Annotated in this window: 17 protein-coding genes, 1 tRNA gene and 4 pseudogenes; 9 read left to right on the plus strand and 13 right to left on the minus strand. The window is 68.6% G+C overall.

The window, feature by feature from the left end:
- Positions 1–451: 451 nt before the first annotated feature.
- Positions 452–1,912: a flavin-containing monooxygenase gene (locus OO71_RS04835; RefSeq protein WP_033288426.1), complete on the minus strand. Its 1,461-nt coding sequence runs from the start codon at positions 1,910–1,912 to the stop codon at positions 452–454.
- A gap of 71 nt (positions 1,913–1,983) precedes the next feature.
- Between OO71_RS04835 and OO71_RS04840 the strand changes: the two genes are divergently transcribed.
- Both OO71_RS04840 and OO71_RS53240 read left to right on the plus strand, forming a co-directional pair.
- Positions 1,984–2,583, plus strand: a complete 600-nt coding sequence (locus tag OO71_RS04840) for a TetR/AcrR family transcriptional regulator (RefSeq protein ID WP_033288427.1) — start codon at positions 1,984–1,986, stop codon at positions 2,581–2,583.
- A 220-nt stretch (positions 2,584–2,803) separates the two neighbouring features.
- Positions 2,804–3,412, plus strand: coding sequence for a hypothetical protein (locus OO71_RS53240; protein WP_033288428.1), 609 nt, complete (start codon positions 2,804–2,806; stop codon positions 3,410–3,412).
- Between the two features lie 1,112 nt (positions 3,413–4,524).
- Here the strand turns inward: OO71_RS53240 and OO71_RS04850 are convergent.
- The gene (locus OO71_RS04850; protein WP_033288429.1) at positions 4,525–4,746 is read right to left on the minus strand and encodes a DUF3618 domain-containing protein; all 222 of its coding nucleotides are present in this window, start codon (positions 4,744–4,746) and stop codon (positions 4,525–4,527) included.
- Positions 4,747–4,869: 123 nt separating this feature from the next.
- On the opposite strand from OO71_RS04850, the gene OO71_RS04855 reads away from it, so the two are divergent.
- Positions 4,870–4,943, plus strand: a tRNA-Leu gene (locus tag OO71_RS04855).
- A 117-nt stretch (positions 4,944–5,060) separates the two neighbouring features.
- Here OO71_RS04855 and OO71_RS53245 read toward each other — a convergent pair.
- The 6 genes and pseudogenes from OO71_RS53245 to OO71_RS04885 form a co-directional block, all read right to left on the minus strand.
- Positions 5,061–5,201, minus strand: a pseudogene (locus tag OO71_RS53245) (hypothetical protein); the annotation flags it as partial.
- An 8-nt stretch (positions 5,202–5,209) separates the two neighbouring features.
- Positions 5,210–5,353: pseudogene (locus tag OO71_RS53250) on the minus strand (restriction endonuclease); the annotation flags it as partial.
- Between the two features lie 263 nt (positions 5,354–5,616).
- On the minus strand, positions 5,617–5,925 hold the full coding sequence (locus tag OO71_RS04870; RefSeq protein ID WP_033288431.1) for an NIPSNAP family protein: 309 nt from the start codon (positions 5,923–5,925) through the stop codon (positions 5,617–5,619).
- 1 nt (position 5,926) lies between these two features.
- Positions 5,927–6,379 (minus strand): nuclear transport factor 2 family protein, encoded by a 453-nt coding sequence (locus tag OO71_RS04875; RefSeq protein ID WP_033288432.1) that lies wholly within the window; start codon positions 6,377–6,379, stop codon positions 5,927–5,929.
- A gap of 2 nt (positions 6,380–6,381) precedes the next feature.
- Entirely contained in the window at positions 6,382–8,082 is a 1,701-nt protein-coding gene (locus tag OO71_RS04880) for a CocE/NonD family hydrolase (RefSeq protein ID WP_033288433.1), read from the minus strand.
- Positions 8,079–9,164, minus strand: a complete 1,086-nt coding sequence (locus OO71_RS04885) for an FAD-dependent oxidoreductase (protein WP_033288688.1) — start codon at positions 9,162–9,164, stop codon at positions 8,079–8,081. The genes OO71_RS04880 and OO71_RS04885 overlap by 4 nt, the downstream gene beginning before the upstream one ends.
- Positions 9,165–9,291: 127 nt before the next feature.
- Between OO71_RS04885 and OO71_RS04890 the strand changes: the two genes are divergently transcribed.
- Positions 9,292–10,194, plus strand: a complete 903-nt coding sequence (locus OO71_RS04890; protein WP_033288434.1) for a LysR family transcriptional regulator — start codon at positions 9,292–9,294, stop codon at positions 10,192–10,194.
- A 303-nt stretch (positions 10,195–10,497) separates the two neighbouring features.
- Here OO71_RS04890 and OO71_RS04895 read toward each other — a convergent pair whose 3' ends face one another.
- The 5 genes and pseudogenes from OO71_RS04895 to OO71_RS04915 all read right to left on the minus strand — a co-directional run bounded on the left by OO71_RS04895 (position 10,498) and on the right by OO71_RS04915 (position 14,021).
- Complete coding sequence (locus tag OO71_RS04895; protein ID WP_051791022.1) at positions 10,498–11,355, minus strand: helix-turn-helix domain-containing protein; 858 nt, start codon at positions 11,353–11,355, stop codon at positions 10,498–10,500.
- 21 nt (positions 11,356–11,376) lie between these two features.
- Positions 11,377–11,763: a hypothetical protein gene (locus OO71_RS51515; protein ID WP_033288435.1), complete on the minus strand. Its 387-nt coding sequence runs from the start codon at positions 11,761–11,763 to the stop codon at positions 11,377–11,379.
- A 76-nt stretch (positions 11,764–11,839) separates the two neighbouring features.
- Positions 11,840–12,171 (minus strand): annotated as a pseudogene (locus OO71_RS48490) (dihydrofolate reductase family protein); the annotation flags it as partial.
- Positions 12,161–12,925 (minus strand): annotated as a pseudogene (locus OO71_RS46155) (SRPBCC domain-containing protein); the annotation flags it as partial. The pseudogenes OO71_RS46155 and OO71_RS48490, both read right to left, overlap by 11 nt.
- 46 nt (positions 12,926–12,971) lie before the next feature.
- On the minus strand, positions 12,972–14,021 hold the full coding sequence (locus OO71_RS04915) for an FAD-dependent oxidoreductase (RefSeq protein WP_033288690.1): 1,050 nt from the start codon (positions 14,019–14,021) through the stop codon (positions 12,972–12,974).
- A gap of 58 nt (positions 14,022–14,079) precedes the next feature.
- On the opposite strand from OO71_RS04915, the gene OO71_RS04920 reads away from it, so the two are divergent.
- The 5 genes from OO71_RS04920 to bcp all read left to right on the plus strand — a co-directional run bounded on the left by OO71_RS04920 (position 14,080) and on the right by bcp (position 17,021).
- Positions 14,080–14,682: a TetR/AcrR family transcriptional regulator gene (locus OO71_RS04920; protein ID WP_245633567.1), complete on the plus strand. Its 603-nt coding sequence runs from the start codon at positions 14,080–14,082 to the stop codon at positions 14,680–14,682.
- 24 nt (positions 14,683–14,706) lie between these two features.
- Positions 14,707–15,594 (plus strand): LysR family transcriptional regulator, encoded by an 888-nt coding sequence (locus OO71_RS04925; protein ID WP_033288437.1) that lies wholly within the window; start codon positions 14,707–14,709, stop codon positions 15,592–15,594.
- Positions 15,595–15,625: 31 nt separating this feature from the next.
- The gene (locus OO71_RS04930; RefSeq protein WP_033288438.1) at positions 15,626–15,808 is read left to right on the plus strand and encodes a hypothetical protein; all 183 of its coding nucleotides are present in this window, start codon (positions 15,626–15,628) and stop codon (positions 15,806–15,808) included.
- 184 nt (positions 15,809–15,992) lie between these two features.
- Positions 15,993–16,529 (plus strand): DUF4352 domain-containing protein, encoded by a 537-nt coding sequence (locus OO71_RS04935; protein ID WP_033288439.1) that lies wholly within the window; start codon positions 15,993–15,995, stop codon positions 16,527–16,529.
- Between the two features lie 15 nt (positions 16,530–16,544).
- Complete coding sequence (bcp, locus tag OO71_RS04940; protein WP_033288440.1) at positions 16,545–17,021, plus strand: thioredoxin-dependent thiol peroxidase; 477 nt, start codon at positions 16,545–16,547, stop codon at positions 17,019–17,021.
- Positions 17,022–17,041: the final 20 nt, after the last annotated feature.

Here is a 17,041-nt window from a genome sequence, read left to right on the forward strand (position 1 = left end):
CCAAGACCACGAGGGGGACTTTCGCGACTCCTCCCCTGCCGCGAAAGTCCCTCTCGTACTACGCGCACTTCCGCTTCACGCTTGATGTTTTACTGCTAGCCACTTGGTGCATGATGCTTACCGCTTGATGTTTTGCCACGTTGAGCGCATCACCGCCACCTCGGCCGACACTCACCGTCCACACGGGACCCCAACCGAAGTCCGCCCCCGCACTGTCCACAGCGCACTCACCCAGTCCCGGCCCCACTTGCCCAGTCCCGGCCCATTCGGCCAGTCCCTGCACCACTCACGCAACCCTGCACCGTCCACACGCGACTTTTGCACCCTGTAACCTGCCGCACCGTCCACTTCGGACCCGCCGCGGACCGTGCACCCCACGAACCGCGAGGGGGACCTTCGCGACTCCTCCCCTGCCGCGAAAGTCCCCCTCGCTCCCAAGCTCACCCCGGCATCACCCGAGCAGTTCGAAGTCCTCGCGCTGCACCGTGCGGGTGTCCAGCCAGTACCGCCACGTGAACCCCGGCCAGATCGTCCGGTTCACGCCCTTCGCGTCGAGGTACCAGCTCTTGCATCCGCCCTGGGTCCAGATTCCGTTGGCCAGTTTGCGTTGCACGTCCGCGTTGAAGCGTTCCTGCACATCTTCCCGCGGTTCCAGTGCGCGGGCACCGGCCAGGCGCAATGCCTGTGCGACGTACGAAATCTGCGCCTCGATCATGAACACCACCGAATTGTGCGCGAGCCCGGTGTTCGGGCCGAGCAGGAGGAACAGGTTCGGGAAGCCGTTCACCGTGATACCGAGATGCGTCCGCATACCCTCGCTCGCCCATTCTTTCGCGAGATTGCGGCCGTCGCGGCCGACGATTTCCAGTTCGTCGAACGCGTCCGTGACGTGGAAACCGGTGCCGTAAATGATCGCGTCGACCTCGTGTTCCACGCCCGCCGCGTCGACGACGCTGTGCTCGCGGACCTCGGCTACGCCGTCGGTGACCACCTCGGCATTTTCGCGCGCCAGCGCCGGATAGTAATCGTTCGAAATGAGGACTCGCTTGCAGCCCATGGTGTAATCCGGCGTCAGCTTGGCGCGCAGCTGCGGATCCGGTACCGCACGGTCGATATTGCGCTTCGCAATCCGCTGGCCGATCTTCATGATCCACGGCTTGCCGTTGAAGCCGAAAGCGCGCGCTTCCAGTGTCCAGTAAAGGAAATTTCGATACAACCGCTGCACCGGCGGCACCACGCGGAACAATCGATGCAGCCAGCCGGGCATTTCACGGTCAGCCTTCGGCATCACCCACGGCGGCGTACGCTGGAACAACGTCAATTCCGCCACCTGTGAAGCGATCTTCGGCACGAACTGGATCGCACTCGCCCCCGTTCCGACCACGGCGACGCGTTTTCCGGTGAAATCGAAATCGTGGTTCCATTCGGCAGAATGGAATACGCTCCCGGCAAAGTGCTCTATTCCCGGCAGCTCGGGGATCATCGGCCGGTGCAACGCACCGAGTGCCGAGACGAGCACCGGCGCGACGAACTCGTCACCACCACGAGTGCTTACATGCCAACGGTTTTCCTCCTCATCCCAGCGCGCGCCGGTCATTTCCTGGCCGAAGCGGATGAAGCGGCGCACGTCATATTTGCCGGCAACCTCGCGCAGGTAGCGGAAGATCTCCGGCTGCGGCGAGTGCGTACGAGACCAGCCGGGATTCTGCTCGAAGGAGAACGAGTACATGTGCGACGGGATGTCGCACGCGCAACCGGGGTAACTGTTGTCCCGCCAGGTGCCGCCGACGTCGGCTGCCTTCTCGAGGACCACGAAGTCGTCGCGCCCGTCCTTGCGCAGCCGGACGGCCATGCCGAGCCCGGAGAACCCGGTCCCGACCACGATCACGCCCGTCTCCGTGCGGTTGCCCATGCGTCCTCCCATTTACTGTTACCCGGAGTCCATCTTACTCAGAGTAGGTTACTACCGGTAGAGTGTGCGCCGTGACCACCGCCAAGCGCAAGCGCATGCCCCGGGCCGAACGTGAGCGGCAGATGATCGAGGTCGCCGAGCAGGTCTTCGGCGAGCGCGGCTACGCGGCGGCGTCGATGGACGAGATCGCCGAGCTCGTGGGCGTGTCCAAGCCGATGCTGTACGAGTACTTCCACTCGAAAGAGGGCTTGCTGCTGGCATGCATCCGGAAGTCACGGGCGGCATTGCGGGAGGTCACGAAGCAGTCGGTGGCCGGTGCACCCAGCGCGGAAGAGGCGCTGCGACGTGGCCTGCTGGCGTTTTTCGTGTTCATCCGCGAGCGGCGGCCCGCCTGGTCACTGCTGCGGCACGAGATGGCGTTGATCGGCACGCCCGCGGCGGAGGAGATCGAGGAAACCCGCCGCCAGCAGACCGACCTGATCATCTCGCTGATGAGCGGCTACCTCGACGGCGACGACCCGCTGCGCACCGAAGCGTCGGCCGAGTTCGTGGTCGGCGGCTGCGAACGGCTCGCCATCTGGTGCGAGCGGTTCCCGGAGGTGACCCCGGAGAAGGCCACCGGGTACGCGATGGAACTCCTCTGGGCGGGATTGTCACACCGAGCGATCTGACGTGCACGTGAAGATGACCGTGCATTAGGCCATTCGGTCGTCACTCAGCGCGAACCCCGTCCCGTTACTTGTGACACAGAGTTTTCTTACGGTATCGATGACACTGTAGAAAGACTGACTGAGTGTCGCGCCAGCGGCGGGGGAGCAGGAATCGCGTCATGAGTGTGCGGTGGCCGGGTCCCGGTGTGTGACGCATGCTGATGACGAGAGGGGTGAGGCAGTGGTGGAAACGATCACGGCGACATACAAGCACGAGAACGACGACTGGACGATCACCGTCAGCGGCCGTGGCAAGGAGCTGACCGGGAAGGCGCCGGGCATCATTGCTGCGCGCGACCGGGCGGACCAGCTCGTGGAGAAGATCGCCCCGAACGAGCGTCCCACGGTCGTGCACCTGCTGAACGGCAACGCGCTGGAGTTCACCAGCACGTACATGGCCGCTCGCCTGACCCTGCCGGAGATCGAGCCGCTGGAAATCCCGCCGTCGAGGTCGGGGTCCGGCTCAGCTTCCGGCACGGCTTCGAAGACGGACAAGGACGCCAAGACAGAGCCGGAACCCAAGGCGGAGGCCAAGGACGCCGCGGCCGGTTCGAGTGCGACCGGTCCCGGTCCGGGTACCGCTGCAGCCGGTTCCGCTTCGGGTATCGCTACGGCCGGTTCCGCTTCGGGTGCCGCATCGGCCGCTTCGGACAAGGCAGATGCCACGAAACCGGCGCTGCCCCCGAGCAAGCAACTGCCGAAGGCAGTGGAAGACCGCAAGCCCGGGGAGGCGAACCGCCCGGGTGTGACAGCGGGCGCGTCGGCGACGCCGCCTGCCGCACGCGCCTGACCTGAGGTTTTTCGGCGCCCTGCCTTGGGCTTCTCCGGGGCTGGATCGACCTGCATGGGCGCGGGGAGCCGCCCTGACCTGCACATTCAGGTTTTGATGCCTCCAGCACCGGGCCGTCGCTCGGGCCCACACACGTGTGCGGCTGCACATACGGGCTTTGGTGTCTCCGACACCGGGCCGTCACTCAGGCCCACACACGGTGCCGCCTGACCTGCACATTCAGGCCCTGGCGCCTCCAGCACCAGGTCGTCACTCAAGCCCACGCACGAGCGCGGGGCCGCCCGACCTGCACATTTGCGCTTTGGCGTCTCCAACACCGGGCCGTCGCACGGGGCGGGGAGCCACCTGACCTGCACACCGAGGCTTTGGCGTCTCCAGCATCGGGCCGTCGTCCCGGAGTCGTCTCCGGCCCATGCGCATGAAATGCCAGGCCGAGCTTCGGCGACCGCTCACGTTCGCAGCGACCTATCTGGACCTCTGCGCACCCGATTCAGCGCCCCGGACTTTCTCCACTGCGGAGACCAGGCTCAGCAACCGTCCGGCCGCGCCAACAGGTAGGTCACCCAGGCGGGTTAGCCCACATTGGCGTGCCCGCGCCATTCTTCCGACCCATCCGAGTGACCTCCAAACGAGTGACCACCAACGGGGTGGCAATTCTCACGAAGTTCACCCACCGTAATGATTGTGGCCGTCTTCCGGTCATTCGGGCTACACACGGCCAGTACCCGGCCGATTACTCGCGCCGGAGCTTCGAAGACGCAGCCCGAGCCGGGTAGCGAACCGATCCACGGCCAGCCGAGCCGCCAGGTCTGCGCAGTCCCCGCAGGCGAACGACGAGGACCGAGCCCAGCCAGGGACGTCCACCGCGCTCGGCCGGTCCATTACCGGCCCTCAGCCGGACGTCCGACCCATCCGGGTCCATTACCGCCCCCAGCCGGACACTCGCAGCCACGGGGCAAACAACCTTTCTCGCCCCAGAGCCGGACGTCCACCGCACCCAGCCGGGTCCATGTCGCCCGGCCAGACAGCCGCCACGGGTGAACAACCCACCCTCACCGCGGCTGCGAGCCACGCACCGCCGCAGCAGGGCCGGTCTCAAGGAAAGCCGGGGGTCAGCGGAAGAGCTTCCGGATCAACAGCACCGCAACCAGCACCCCGGCCCCGATGAGCGGGTACTTGATCTTGGGGTCGTCCAGCTTGGCGCGGACGCCGTCCTTCGCCGCGGTGGCGAGTTTCTGCGGGCTGGCCTTGGTGCCGAGCTGGTCGAGAGTTGCCGCCAAAGCGGTCCTCGCCTGCTCGATCTCACGCTCGATGGTCTCGGGGTCGCGAGCCACGTGCCCTCCTCGCCGCGTCGGACTGTAGGCGCCCACCGTAGAGGACGGCACCCCTTCAGCGGCCACTGGCCACGCCGAGGCACCCCGAACGTGGCACACGCTACGATCGCAACCGGGTTTCCCGGCGCCGTAGCCCAATTGGCAGAGGCACACGGTTTAGGTCCGTGCCAGTGAGAGTTCGAGTCTCTCCGGCGCCACTTCAGTTCTCCGGCCTCCGGCAGCACGCGGTGCCACGGGGCCGGGCCGGTGAGACTCGCCCATGCAGCGAGCGCATCCGCGTCGAACAGCCGGATCCCGTGGTGCGCGGCGTGCTGCTGTGCCGGCCGGGTGAAGAACGAGGTGGTGACGACCGCCGCGACTTGCGCTCCGTGGACGGTGAAGCTCCGTGCACGGTGAAACAGGGGCCGCCGAAACGCTGCAGATCCGGGCTGGTGACCTTGTGGGTGGGCACGTATCGCTTCGCCTGCAGGACGATCTTGCGGCCGTCCGGGGCGGTGGCGATCACGTCCGCGCCGAGGTCGCCGGCACCACCGACGCGCTGTGAGGACAGGCAGCCGTCACGGACGCACAGGTACGCGAGAGCTTCCTCGAACTCCGGCGCGCCCATCAGGTCGTAGCGAGCGATCTCCGGCAACCTGGCTGCCGGAAGCTGGGATGGCTGCTCGCGGGCGACCGCAGGAGCACGGCTCCGCCGCACCAGCAACGGAACCCGCACCCGATGATCACCGCCGCGACGACCCCGGAGACCACCGGGTACTCGGTCGCGGCGGTGACCACGAAGCCCAGGACGACCGCGGTCAAACCCACTGCGAACAAGAAAGCAATGCAGCCCGTCGAGCCACGGTCACGATCGGTCGAACTGAACCCGAATTACTGCAACGCAGAACCCGGTAATGCCTCCAACCGAGTGGTCTCCGAATTCTTCACCACACCTGCCACCGCTTCTTCGATTCCCTGCCACTCGGCGCTCTCGTGCACTGCCTCCAGAATCTCCACTTTCTCCGCCACACTCGTGAACCGGCGGATCCACACCACGGCATCCTCGTCCGGAATCCGGAACGAACCGAGCACCGTCATGCCGTTTGCCTCGTGTACGGGGATCACCTGGTCGGCCATCGACCGGGCGAGATCGTCACCTTTTCCGGGAAACCCGTTTTCCCGGCGGATTTCATAGAACATCCTAGCTCCTTTCCGCGGCGAGCCGGTAGACATCTTCCGACCCTTCCCATGGTGCTGTTCGCTCGACGGCCCATTCGCGGACTCGCCAGCCCTCATCCGTTCGTACCAAGCGCACGGACCAGAAACCGCGCATGATGCAGTAGTCCACGACCCCGGGAGGGGCCGGAACGTGGTGGTATGCCGTGACATATGCGCGGCAGGTCGCGGTATCGCCGGTCACCTCGGTCAGCAAACCGGCCGGTGAATGGTGGGTGCAATCGAAGCCCTGCAGCACCGTGCGGGCTTTGTCCGCCAATTCCGCGGGCGTGAATTCCACCGGGTCGTCGCCGAAATGCGTGGAGAGGTCCAGCAGGACGCGCTCGGCGAACTGCGCACGCAGACCGTCCCAATCGCGGGAATCCTGGGTGTACGCGAGTTTCGCGACGACGTCCGCAATGGCTTGCCAGTCGTTCATGGTCAGCTCCGTTCGATGATCGGCAGTACCAGCCGGCTCGGGTGTGCCGGGCCGTGGTGGACCTGGTTGATCGCGACGACCGTTCTCGCCTCCTCCGCAATCACGCCGCCCGTGTTGGTATTCCGGTCGTAACGGGGGAAATTGCTGCTCGACACTTCGAGCCGCAGCCGGTGGCCGGGCAGGAAAACGTTCGACGTCACATTCAGGTCGAGGCGAAGCTCGTACACGTCGCCGGGCACCATCCGGTCGGCCTGGTATCGCGTACGGCACATGCCCTCGCACAGGATGAGCGCGCGGCCGTCGGGGTGGACGTCGACGAGCTTGCCCGTGAAATCCGTGTCCGGCGCGGACGACGAAACGTGCAGCACCAGCTCGACCGGGCCGGTCACCTCGAGCGGCCGGTCGAGTTCCGGCGTGGTGTAGCACAGCACGTCGGACCGGTTCTCGATCTCCGACTGGTCCGCGGGACCGGCGAACCCGCCGAGCGGCAGGATGTTGCCGCCGAGGGTCGGCACCGGGTCGAGCGGGTCGTAGCGGAACACGTCGGACGCGTCCTGGTCCGGCCCGGCCGCGGTCAGCCGGCCATCGCCCCTGGCGGTGTTCGCGCGGCCGTCGCCGGTCAGGTGGTAGTCGGTGTACCGGGTGTCCGGCAGCGGCCAATCCGTTTCGTCGCGCCAGGTGTCGATGCCCATGACGAAAATCCGCACCCGCGGGCCATCGTCGGCGCGGCCGCGGATCCAGTGGTCGAAGAACTGCAGCTGGGAGTCGGTGACCGCGGCGGCCTTGATGCTGCCCGCCATGCCGAACGAACGGTCGGGGAAGAGCCCGGCGTCGGCGCCGTCGGGGTGTCCCCACGGCCCGATGACCAGCCGCTGCCCCTCACGCGCCGCCTCGCTGCCACCGTGCTGGCGCATCAGCGTGTACGCGCGCACGGTCTCGCCGAGGAAGAGGTCGTACCAGCCGCCGAGGTGGAACGCCGGGACGGTGATCGAGGCGGCACGGTCGATCGCGGCCAGGTTTTCCCAGTACGCGTCGCGCTCCGGATGGTCGAGCACCTCACGGACCCACGGCAGGGCCTCGATCAACGCCGAACGGTCGGCGACCGGCAGCGGGTCGAACAGCTTCTCGCTGTCCGCGAGACCCGCCATCAACTCCCCGGCGCGTCCCGGGGCGGCCCCGCGGCGGACGTTGCCCAGAGCGGCCAGCGACGCCCAGGTGTAGAACCCGCCGAGCGACAGCGCACCACCGGGCGAGTACCACGGCGCACGGTAGAGATCCGCGGACGTCATGGCCGTCGACATCGCCCGCAACGCCGGCGCGCCGAGAGCCGCGGCCTGCCACTGGACGAACCCCATGTACGACCCGCCCCAGGTGCCGATATTGCCGTCGCACCAAGGTTGTGCGGCCAGCCAGCCCAGGGTGTCGACGCCGTCTTCGCCGTCGTGCCGGTGCGGTTCGAGCAGCTCGGGCGACTGGCCGGTACCACGGACATCCTGCGCCACCACCGCGTAACCCGCTTCGACGAGCGCGAAAACGTCCGGCAGTTTCTGGTTTCCGTAGAGGTCGGCGCCGTCCTTGCCGTACGGCGTGCGAACCAGCAGCGCCGGGAACGGGCCCGGGCCGTCCGGCCGCCAGACGCTGGTAGCGAGCTCGACCCCGTCCCGCATCGGGACCCGGAACTCCGTGTCGACGCTGAACTTCATTGCTTCCCCTCGATCATCCAGTGGCTGAATGCCGCGTAGTGCGCAGCGAATTCCTCAGGTGTGGCAGCGAATTCGACCGCGTCGGCCAGCTCGGCGACCCGGGCGTACCGCGGAATCCGTTCCGCTTGATAGGAAATGAGCGCGGCCGGGATGTCCACAGTGGACCCAAGCAGCTCGCCGAGCAGGGCAGCGTCCTCGATACCCAGCGACGCACCCGCGGTGATGTGCGGCGACATCGCATGGGCGGCGTCGCCCGCCAGCGCGACTCGCGACGACACCCAACGGTCGAGCCGCGGCACGTACATGATCTGGTTGTGCAGAATCGCTTCTTCCGGCGTGGCGGCGATCAGTTCGGCGAGTACCGGGTTCCAGCCGCCTTCGTTGAGGTGCTCGGCGCGTTCGAGCGCCTGCTGCTTCACCGTGCCGGTCAGCTCCGGCGACTTGAACTGCGACAACAGCCAGTACGCGCCGCCGTCGCGAGTGCGGGCATACCCACCGCGCGCGCCATGGGTACCCAGCGCCATCAGGTCGCGGTCGACCGCCACCCCCGTCGCAGGCGTGACCGCCCGCCAGGCGTGGTGTCCCTCGTGCTCCAGCGCTTCGCTGCCCGGGACGAGCTGCGCGCGGACGGCCGAGTAGGCGCCGTCCGCCCCGATCAGCAAGTCGCCGTCCACTGTGGACCCGTCGGAAAGATGCGCGGTCACCCCGGTTTCCGACTCGTCGTACCGGACCACCGCGGCGCCGAGCCGGATGCTGCCCGCGCCGACCGCATCGGCCAGCAGGTCGTTCAGCTTCGCCCGGTGGACCAGCAGGTAGTGGTGGTCTTCCGGGCCGAAGCCCGGCGGGTCGATCAGCTTGCCCGCCGGATCGTGGAAGTACATCTCCCCCGGCTTGCCGATGTCCCGGACCCCGGCGCCGAGCGCGTCGAACACGGCCAGCGCGTTGCGCCACAGCCCGAGCGAACTTCCCGCCGCCCGGATCTCCGGCGCCCGCTCGCAGATCACGACCTCCAACCCGGCCCGGCGCAGCGCCAGCCCCGTGGTCAGCCCGACGATGCCGGCCCCGGCAATGACTGCCCGCATCTCGCTCACCCCCTCGAATGTGGTGGCCGGAATGGGTTTCCGGCCTCGCTTCCGAGGCTAGGAGCGCTTCCGGATTTCTACCATTGAATGTTTGATACACAGTCCTTGCATCTGTGATAATCGGCGCGTGGACAACGTCGATCTGAACCTCGTCATCGCACTGGACGCCCTGCTCACCGAGAACAGCGTCACCGCGGCCGCGGCCCGGCTGCACACGTCAGCACCGGCGATGAGCCGGGTACTCGGCAGGCTGCGGCGGGCGTTCGACGACCCGCTGCTGGTCCGGGCCGGGCGCAACCTGGTACCCACGCCGCGTGCGCTGGAACTGCGCGCCGAGGTGCACGCGATCTCACAGCGGGCCAGGGCGCTCTTCGAACCGTCCCGCAGCGCCGACCCGCGGGTCGCGGTCCGGACGTTCGACCTGCAGATCACCGACGTGCTGTCGACGACCTTCACCCCCGCGCTCATCGACGACATCCGCGCCGTCGCGCCGGGCATCTCGATGCGGCTGCGGCCGGAGACGATCGAGGACCTGCCTGCCCTGCGCGAGGGCGTGATCGACCTCGAGGTGGGTGTGATCGAGAACCAGGACCCGGAAATCCGCGCCGAAACACTGTCGACGGAAATGCTCGTCGGCGCGGCAAGGGCGGATCACCCGCTGGCGAAGGCCCGCAAGGTCACCCCGGCCCGCTTCGCCGCGGCCGACCACCTGGTGGTGTCCCGCCGCGGCCGCGCCCACGGCCCGATCGACGACCGGCTCGCGGCGCTCGGGCTCAACCGCCGGGTGCTCGCGGTGGTCCCGACGTTCGCCATGAGCCTCCTGCTGGCCCGCAAGACCCCGGCGGTGTGCGTGGTCCCGTCCGGGCTGAGCAGGCACCTGGAGGAGGAGTTCGGCCTCCGCACGTTCCCGATCCCGTTCGACCTGCCGCCGGTACCACTCGGGATGGCATGGCATCCGCGCAACGAAAACGACCGCACGCACCAATGGCTGCGAGACCGGGTACGGACGGTGATGGCGGGGTTGTCGTGAGGTTTCCGGCCGGTCGGCAGGTTGGCAGCCGCGCGGCGAGCCGGTTCGGCGAGGTGCGACCTGCCCGCTTGAACTCGTCCTGCGCGTGCTCGCCCTGTTTGCTGCAGCAGATGACATCTGCGGCGTCGATTCCCGAGTGGACACACGCGTCGTCGGCATCGGCCGGACAGACCAGCAGAAGGTCCACATCGCTGCCGACCGTCATGTCCCCCGCGTGCCGCCGATCCGAATACCGCGGCATACACCGGCGGGATCACCCAGGACTCCAGCCGATCCGCTCCAGAAAAGCCGTCCGCATGCGCGCTAGCCCGACGATGTGTTCCACCGCAAGGTGCTCGTGGGTTGGCGAGCCTCCACTCTAGGTGAGTCGGTACGAAGGGCGGCGAGCTTCTCCGCATCCTCGGATCCCGGCGCGACCGTGAACACCAGCAGCCGCAGGTCTCCCTCCGGGGCGGTCAGCACCGTGCCGTCCGTCCGGATCGGACCGGCCGTCGGGTGGTTCAGTACCCCGCTGCGGGATTCGAACTTGCCGGTCGCCCCGCTGTGCCACAGTTCGCTGAACCGCGGGCTCGCCTCGTGCAGCGCGGTGACCAGGTCGGCGAGCTCACGATCGGCCGGGTAGCGGGTGGCGGCTTCCCGCAGGTCGGCTACCAGAGCGGCCTCGTACTGCGGACCGGGTGGCGGGGCCGTGCAGTTGGTCGTGTTCGTGAAATGCCGCCACACCATGTTCAGCTCCCGCCGCGGGCACGGGAACGGGTTACCGCACAGTGCCATGGCCAGCTCGTTGTACGTGATCAGCGTCCAGCCCGCGTCGAAGACCGCGACCGGGACCGAGTCGAGACGGTCGAGCAGCTGCCGCGTCGCCGGGCCGAGGTGGCGGTTGACCTCGCCCGGCCGGGCCAGTGCGTACCCGGTGAGGATGCACAGGTGCGCGTACTCGGCCGGCGACACGGCGAGAGCCGCGGCGACCGCCTTCAGCACCTGCCGGGACGGTCGCGCGCGGCCCTGCTCGAGCCGTCTGACGTAGTCCGTGGACACCCCGCTCAGCGCGGCCAGCTCCTCGCGCCGCAGGCCGGGCGTGCGGCGCCGGTCCGGACGCGGCGGCGGGACCCGGCCCCGCCATTCGCGCAGCAGCGCACCGAACCGGCGAAGATCCTGCACGGGACGCAGTCTAGGGCGCGCTCACACCGCGGCCAGCAGATCTCCGTCGGCGTCGGCGACCTGGCGGGCCACTTCCACCAGGCTCGCGACCTTGCCGTCCTCGATCCCGGCGAACAGGTGCGATTCGAACACCAGCTCCGGCCCGTCGGCGGGCACCATCCGGAACAGGTAGCGGCCTGCGATCGCGGTCTCCGTGACGACCTGCTGCAGTACCTGCATCTCCCCGCCACCGGTGACCAGCTGCCGCATTTCCTCGACGTGCGGGGCGAACTCGTCCCGGTGGAACACCTCGCCGTTGATCCGCTGGACGAACGCCGGGGTGAGCACCCGGTCCAGCGTTTCCTCCACCGGGCCGGTGCCGTACAGCAGTTCGCGCAGCACGCCGGGAAGGTCGAATCCGTGGTTCATCAAGCACCCTTTCCAAGATCGGATACCACCACGATCCCGGCGGCAGGCGCACGTATCCAGGGCCGGGCTGTCCCCCTCAGCGCACTCGGTCGTACCCCAGCGCCATCTCGCCGATTTCCTGATGCGCGACCGTCCACTTCGTACCCGGCAGACCGTCGTCGAACAACCGCGGACCGCCGCCCGCGATCTCCGGGCAGATGATCAGGTACAGCCGGTCGATGAGGTCTTCCGCGAGCAGCGCCTTGATCACACTCACACTGCTGTTCACCAGGATGTCGCCCGCTCCCTGTCCACCAACCGCCTCGCGTACCCACGGTCGCGCGGGTCGGCATTCTCGTCGCCAGCGACCGTCGGCCAGAAGCCGAGGAAGCCTTCGGCATTGCGGCCGAGGAGCGCCGTGGTCGAGGACCTGCCCCCAGCCGGTTTCGATTCCGGCGATCGCGGGCACGGCCTCGACGGTCGTCTCGGTGATCTCCAGACCCAGCTGCAGCCGGGTGCCACCAGAAGCGGCAGCGAGGACGAGGTCGTAATGGCCGCTGAAGGCGACGGCACCCGCCGCATCCAGCACCGCAAGGTCGAAGGCGAGCCGCTCGGGTTCCTCCGCGGTCCGCACCCGCCCTTCCGAGCGGTAGGTGCCTTCGGCGTCGCGGTACGCAAGCACGACCCGTCCGCCGGTCACCGGTTCGAGAACGCATTCGGTGACCGTGAGCGACGGCGGCACCCACCACGACGCCAGCTCGGCGTCAGCCCAATACCGCCACACGGTTTCCGGCGGCACCGGCAGCACGCGCTCGAACGCGAACGCGCGCCCATCGGCTCACCGCTCCCGGTCCGCGACCGCAGTGTCGGCCTCGATCGCGGCACGGTAGCGCGCGAGCACGTCCCGCTCCCCGGCGTGCGCCTCGATCGTGCGGGCGAGCTCCAGCAACCGGTCCGCAAACTCCCGCAATGGCGCCGCTTCGGCCGCGTACACCCGACGCTGCCCGAGCGGAGCCACGGAGACGGCGCCCGCGCGAGCCAGGGTCTGCAGGTGCTTCGTGGTCTGCGGTTGCCGTGCCCCGGTCAGCTCGGCCAGCTCGCCCACCGACCGGGGCCGCTCGGCGAGCAGCTCGACCAGCTGCCATCGCGCGGTGTCTGCGAGTGCTGAGGCGATCCCGTCCATGCGGCATAGCATTCACTATAGAGAATATTCATGTCAAGGAATTCTTTTACCCGGGAAGCAGCCGAGCGGCCAGGTTGCGGACTGCCAGCCCGGCCGAGGTTTTCGGGACCAGCGCCGCCGCAGCCGCCCGGACACCGCGTCGCTTCGGGGTCACCCGCGCTCGATGGATCGCTTCGTAGCGCGCGAAGGCGTTGCTTTCGACGAGCGAGGTCGCAAGCGTGTGCGCACCCGCGATGGCGAGGCTCGAACCGTCGCCGAGAAGGGACACGCACGACGCCGCATCGCCGACCAGGGCAACCCGGCCACGGGACCACGACGGCGGGTCGACCACACTCACCTCGTCGAAAAACACGTCGTCGGCCGCCTCGAAACGGGCCAGCAGTTCAGGCACCCGCCAGCCGAGATCTCGGTACGCGGCGGACACGATTTCCTTGCCCCGCCCGCCTTCCGGCGCGCGGAAGATGAACGCGACGCCCGAATTCCCGCGGCCGGGATGGATCGCCACGAGACGGCCCGGCGTGTTCAGCATGACCACGTCGTGCGGGTACTCGGACGACTCGCCGAAGGCCACGGTCGCAACGTACAACCCGGCGTACCTGGCGAAATCGCCGCCGAACACCAGCCGCCGCACCACCGAGTGCACGCCGTCCGCGCCCACCACCAGGTCGAAGCGACGCGGGGCAGCGCGATCGAAGGTGACGTCGACGCCGCCCGCGTCCTGCTGCAACGCGGTGATGGTGTCGTCGAACCGGAACTCGGCGTCGTCGCGAGCCGCTTCGTACAGCACAGTCGCGAGATCGGCCCGTGGGACCTCGATCTCCTTGCCCACCGGCGTCCGGACCGTGGTGATCTCACGCCCGTCCGCAGCCAGCAACCGCAACCGCCGGGCATGGGTCGCGACCTCGCGCAACCGCGGTACGACCCCCATCGCCTCGGCGACCTCCATCGCGCGGCCTCGGACGTCGACCGGGTTCCCGCTGCTTCGCCCACCCGGCGCCCGCTCGACCACCGTCACCCGGAAACCGTTGCGCGCCAGCCAGAACGCCAAGGTCGACCCGGCAATCCCGGCACCGCATACGAGCACGTCGCGAGTCATGCCGTCCACTATATCTGCACTCGATGCAAATTTGCACTGGATGTCGTACAATCGCCGGGTGTCTCTCCGTGATCGCAAGCGCGCCCGCACCCGGCAGGCCTTGATCGACGCCGCGACGGACCTCTTCGAGCGCAACGGCTACGACGAGACGACCGTCGCCGACATCGCCGCGGCCGCCGAAATCGCGACCCGGACGTTCTTCGGCTACTTCGCCAGCAAGGACGAACTGCTGTTCCCCGACGCCGACGGCCGGGTGGAAGCGACCGTCGAGGCCCTCGCCAACCGCAAACCCGGCGACCGGCCGATCGACATCCTGCTGCAGGCTCTCGCGCATGCGGGCGACGTCAGCGGCGAAACCGTGAGCCGCCTGACCACGCTGCGGCTCCGGCTGATCCAGACCGTGCCCGCGGTGAGGGGCCGCGCGCTGCAGATCCAGCTCGACACCGAACGCCGGATCGCCGCGCACCTCGCCGAGGCGTTCCCGGACCAGCTCGACGACGTCGGCGCCCGTGCGCTGACCGGTGCGTTCGTCGGTGCGGTCAGCGGCGCCGTGCAAGCCGTGCTCGAACGGACCGGCGAGCTGACCCCGGCCGCCCGGCAAGCCGCGTCCCGGGAGGCGGTCGAGGTCGCGCTGGCCCCTTGGCTGGCTCAGCGCGGCTGACCATCGCGGGTATCGTGACCGGTTGTGGATTTGCGCTCGCTGCGGTACTTCGTGGCTGTCGCCGAGGAACGGCACTTCGGCCGGGCCGCGGCGCGCCTGCACATGACCCAGCCGCCGCTGAGCCGGGCGATCAAGCAGCTCGAGACCGACCTCGGCACGACGTTGCTGGAGCGCTCGCCGTCCGGGGTCACGCTCACCGCCGCGGGAACCGCGCTCTATGACGAGGCCCGCGTGCTGCTCGCGGGTGCCGACCAGGCTCGCGCCCGGGTCGCCGCAGCAGCCGGCGCGGGCACGCTCACCGTCGGCACCCTCGCCGACAGCGCGGAGCAGGCCAGCGTCCTGCTCGCCGGGGAGTTCCGCAAGCGGCATCCCGGCGTGCGGATCCGGGTCCGCGAGGCCGACCTCACCGACCCGACCACTGGCCTGCGCTCGGGCCTCGCCGACGTCGCGCTCACCCGGATTCCCTTCGACGACACCGGAATCGGCACGCACGTGCTGCGCTCGGACCCGATCGGGGTCGTCCTGCGTTCCGACGATCCCCTCGCCGGCCGCGACCAGGTGCACCGGGCGGATCTGGCCGGCCGCTCGTGGTTCCGGTTCCCCGACGGCACCGACCCGGTGTGGCAGGACTTCTGGACCGGCGGCGGCGAGTTCCGCGGCGGCCCGGTCGTCCGTACCGTGCACGAATGCCTGCAGGCCGTGCTGTGGAACGGAACCGTGGGGCTGGCGCCGCTGGTGCACGACCTGCCGCAGGGCGTCACCGCGGTCCCGCTGGCGGACTACCCGCCGAGCCGGCTCGTGGTCGCCTGGCGGGAGGATTCGACGCCGCCGCTCGTCCGGTCGTTCGTCGGGCTCGCGCTGCACGTCGCGCGGACCGGGCTCGACCACGGGACCGCGGCCGCGAACCCGTAGGCTGACCACGGAAGAATCGGGGAGGTGCGCCGTGCCGGCACGAAATCCGCTGCGGATCCTGCGCAAGTGGGCCGATTGGTTCGAGGACCGCGGCGTGTACATCCCCGGCGAGGAAAGCCGCGCGGTGGACCCGGTGCGCGACTTCGGCTGGCTCATGGTCGCGTGGGGCGCCGGGGTCGCGGTTTTCCTCCTGCTTTTCGCCTTCGCCGTCTGACCCCGTCTGACACTGGGGTGACGACTGTCACCCGGAGTGCCCTTTCGATCACGGATCGGCCACGGCTGTACACCAGGTCCGCGTCTTCCCGGCCACGCGGGCGCCGGGGCAGACAGAGTGGAGCGGGTCCGTCCGGCAGCTACGCCGAACGGCCTGCCGCCCCACCCCGACTGGAGTAACCGCGATGGCGCCCCCGCGCACCCCGAAGCTGCTGCTGTCCGCCTGCTTGTTGATCACGGTGGCAGCCTGCGGCGTCGACGGCCGGGAAGGCTCGGCAGCGCTGGGCGCCGCCAACGCGGCAGCCAAACCCGCGGCCGCACAAGCATCGGGTGACCTGCAGTTCGGCGCCAACCACCGGTTCTCCAGCGGGATCACGGTATCGGTATCGGCACCACAGTCCTTCCAGCCCAGCGCGGCGGCGTACCCCCGCAGCACGCGCGCGGCGGCGTTCTACATCGAGGTCACGAACAACGGCACCGACCCGTACCGCCTGTCCGGGCTGTCGGTCACCGCGACGGTGTCCGGGCAGCAGGCGAAGCAGGTCGTCGATGCAACGCAGGGTCTCGGCGGAATCACCGACGCGGGCAAGGACCTCCAGCCAGGCCGGTCGACGCAGCTCACGCTGGCGTTCGCGGTACCCGCCGACAGCACCCGGCTGGCCCTGCAGGTGCGCCCGAGCGCGGGTGAACCCGCCGTCGCCACCTACTACGGAACGGCCTGAATTACGCTCGGTGCCATGACCGACCAGCGACTGTCCCCCGGCGACGACGCACCCGACTTCACCCTGCCCGACTCGACCGGCAAGAACGTCTCGCTCAGCGACTTCCGCGGCAAGACCGTGGTGGTGTACTTCTACCCGGCCGCAGGCACCCCCGGCTGCACGAAGCAAGCGTGCGACTTCCGGGACAACCTGGCCGAATTCAACAATGCGGGCTACCAGGTACTGGGCATCTCCCCGGACAAGCCGGAAAAACTGGCCAAATTCGCCGAAGCCGAACAACTCACCTTCCCGCTACTGTCCGACCCGGACAAAAAAGCCCTCACCGAATGGTCCGCATTCGGCGAAAAGAAGAACTACGGCCGCACCTACCAAGGCGTAATCCGCTCGACTTTCGTTGTCGACCAAGACGGCAAAATCGCCAAGGCCCTCTACAACGTCCGCGCCACCGGCCACGTGGCAAAACTAGTCCGCGACCTAGACCTCGCCACCTGACCTCCACCTCCACCCCCGCA

Source organism: Amycolatopsis jejuensis, assembly GCF_000717335.1.
Taxonomy (GTDB): Bacteria; Actinomycetota; Actinomycetes; order Mycobacteriales; family Pseudonocardiaceae; genus Amycolatopsis; species Amycolatopsis jejuensis.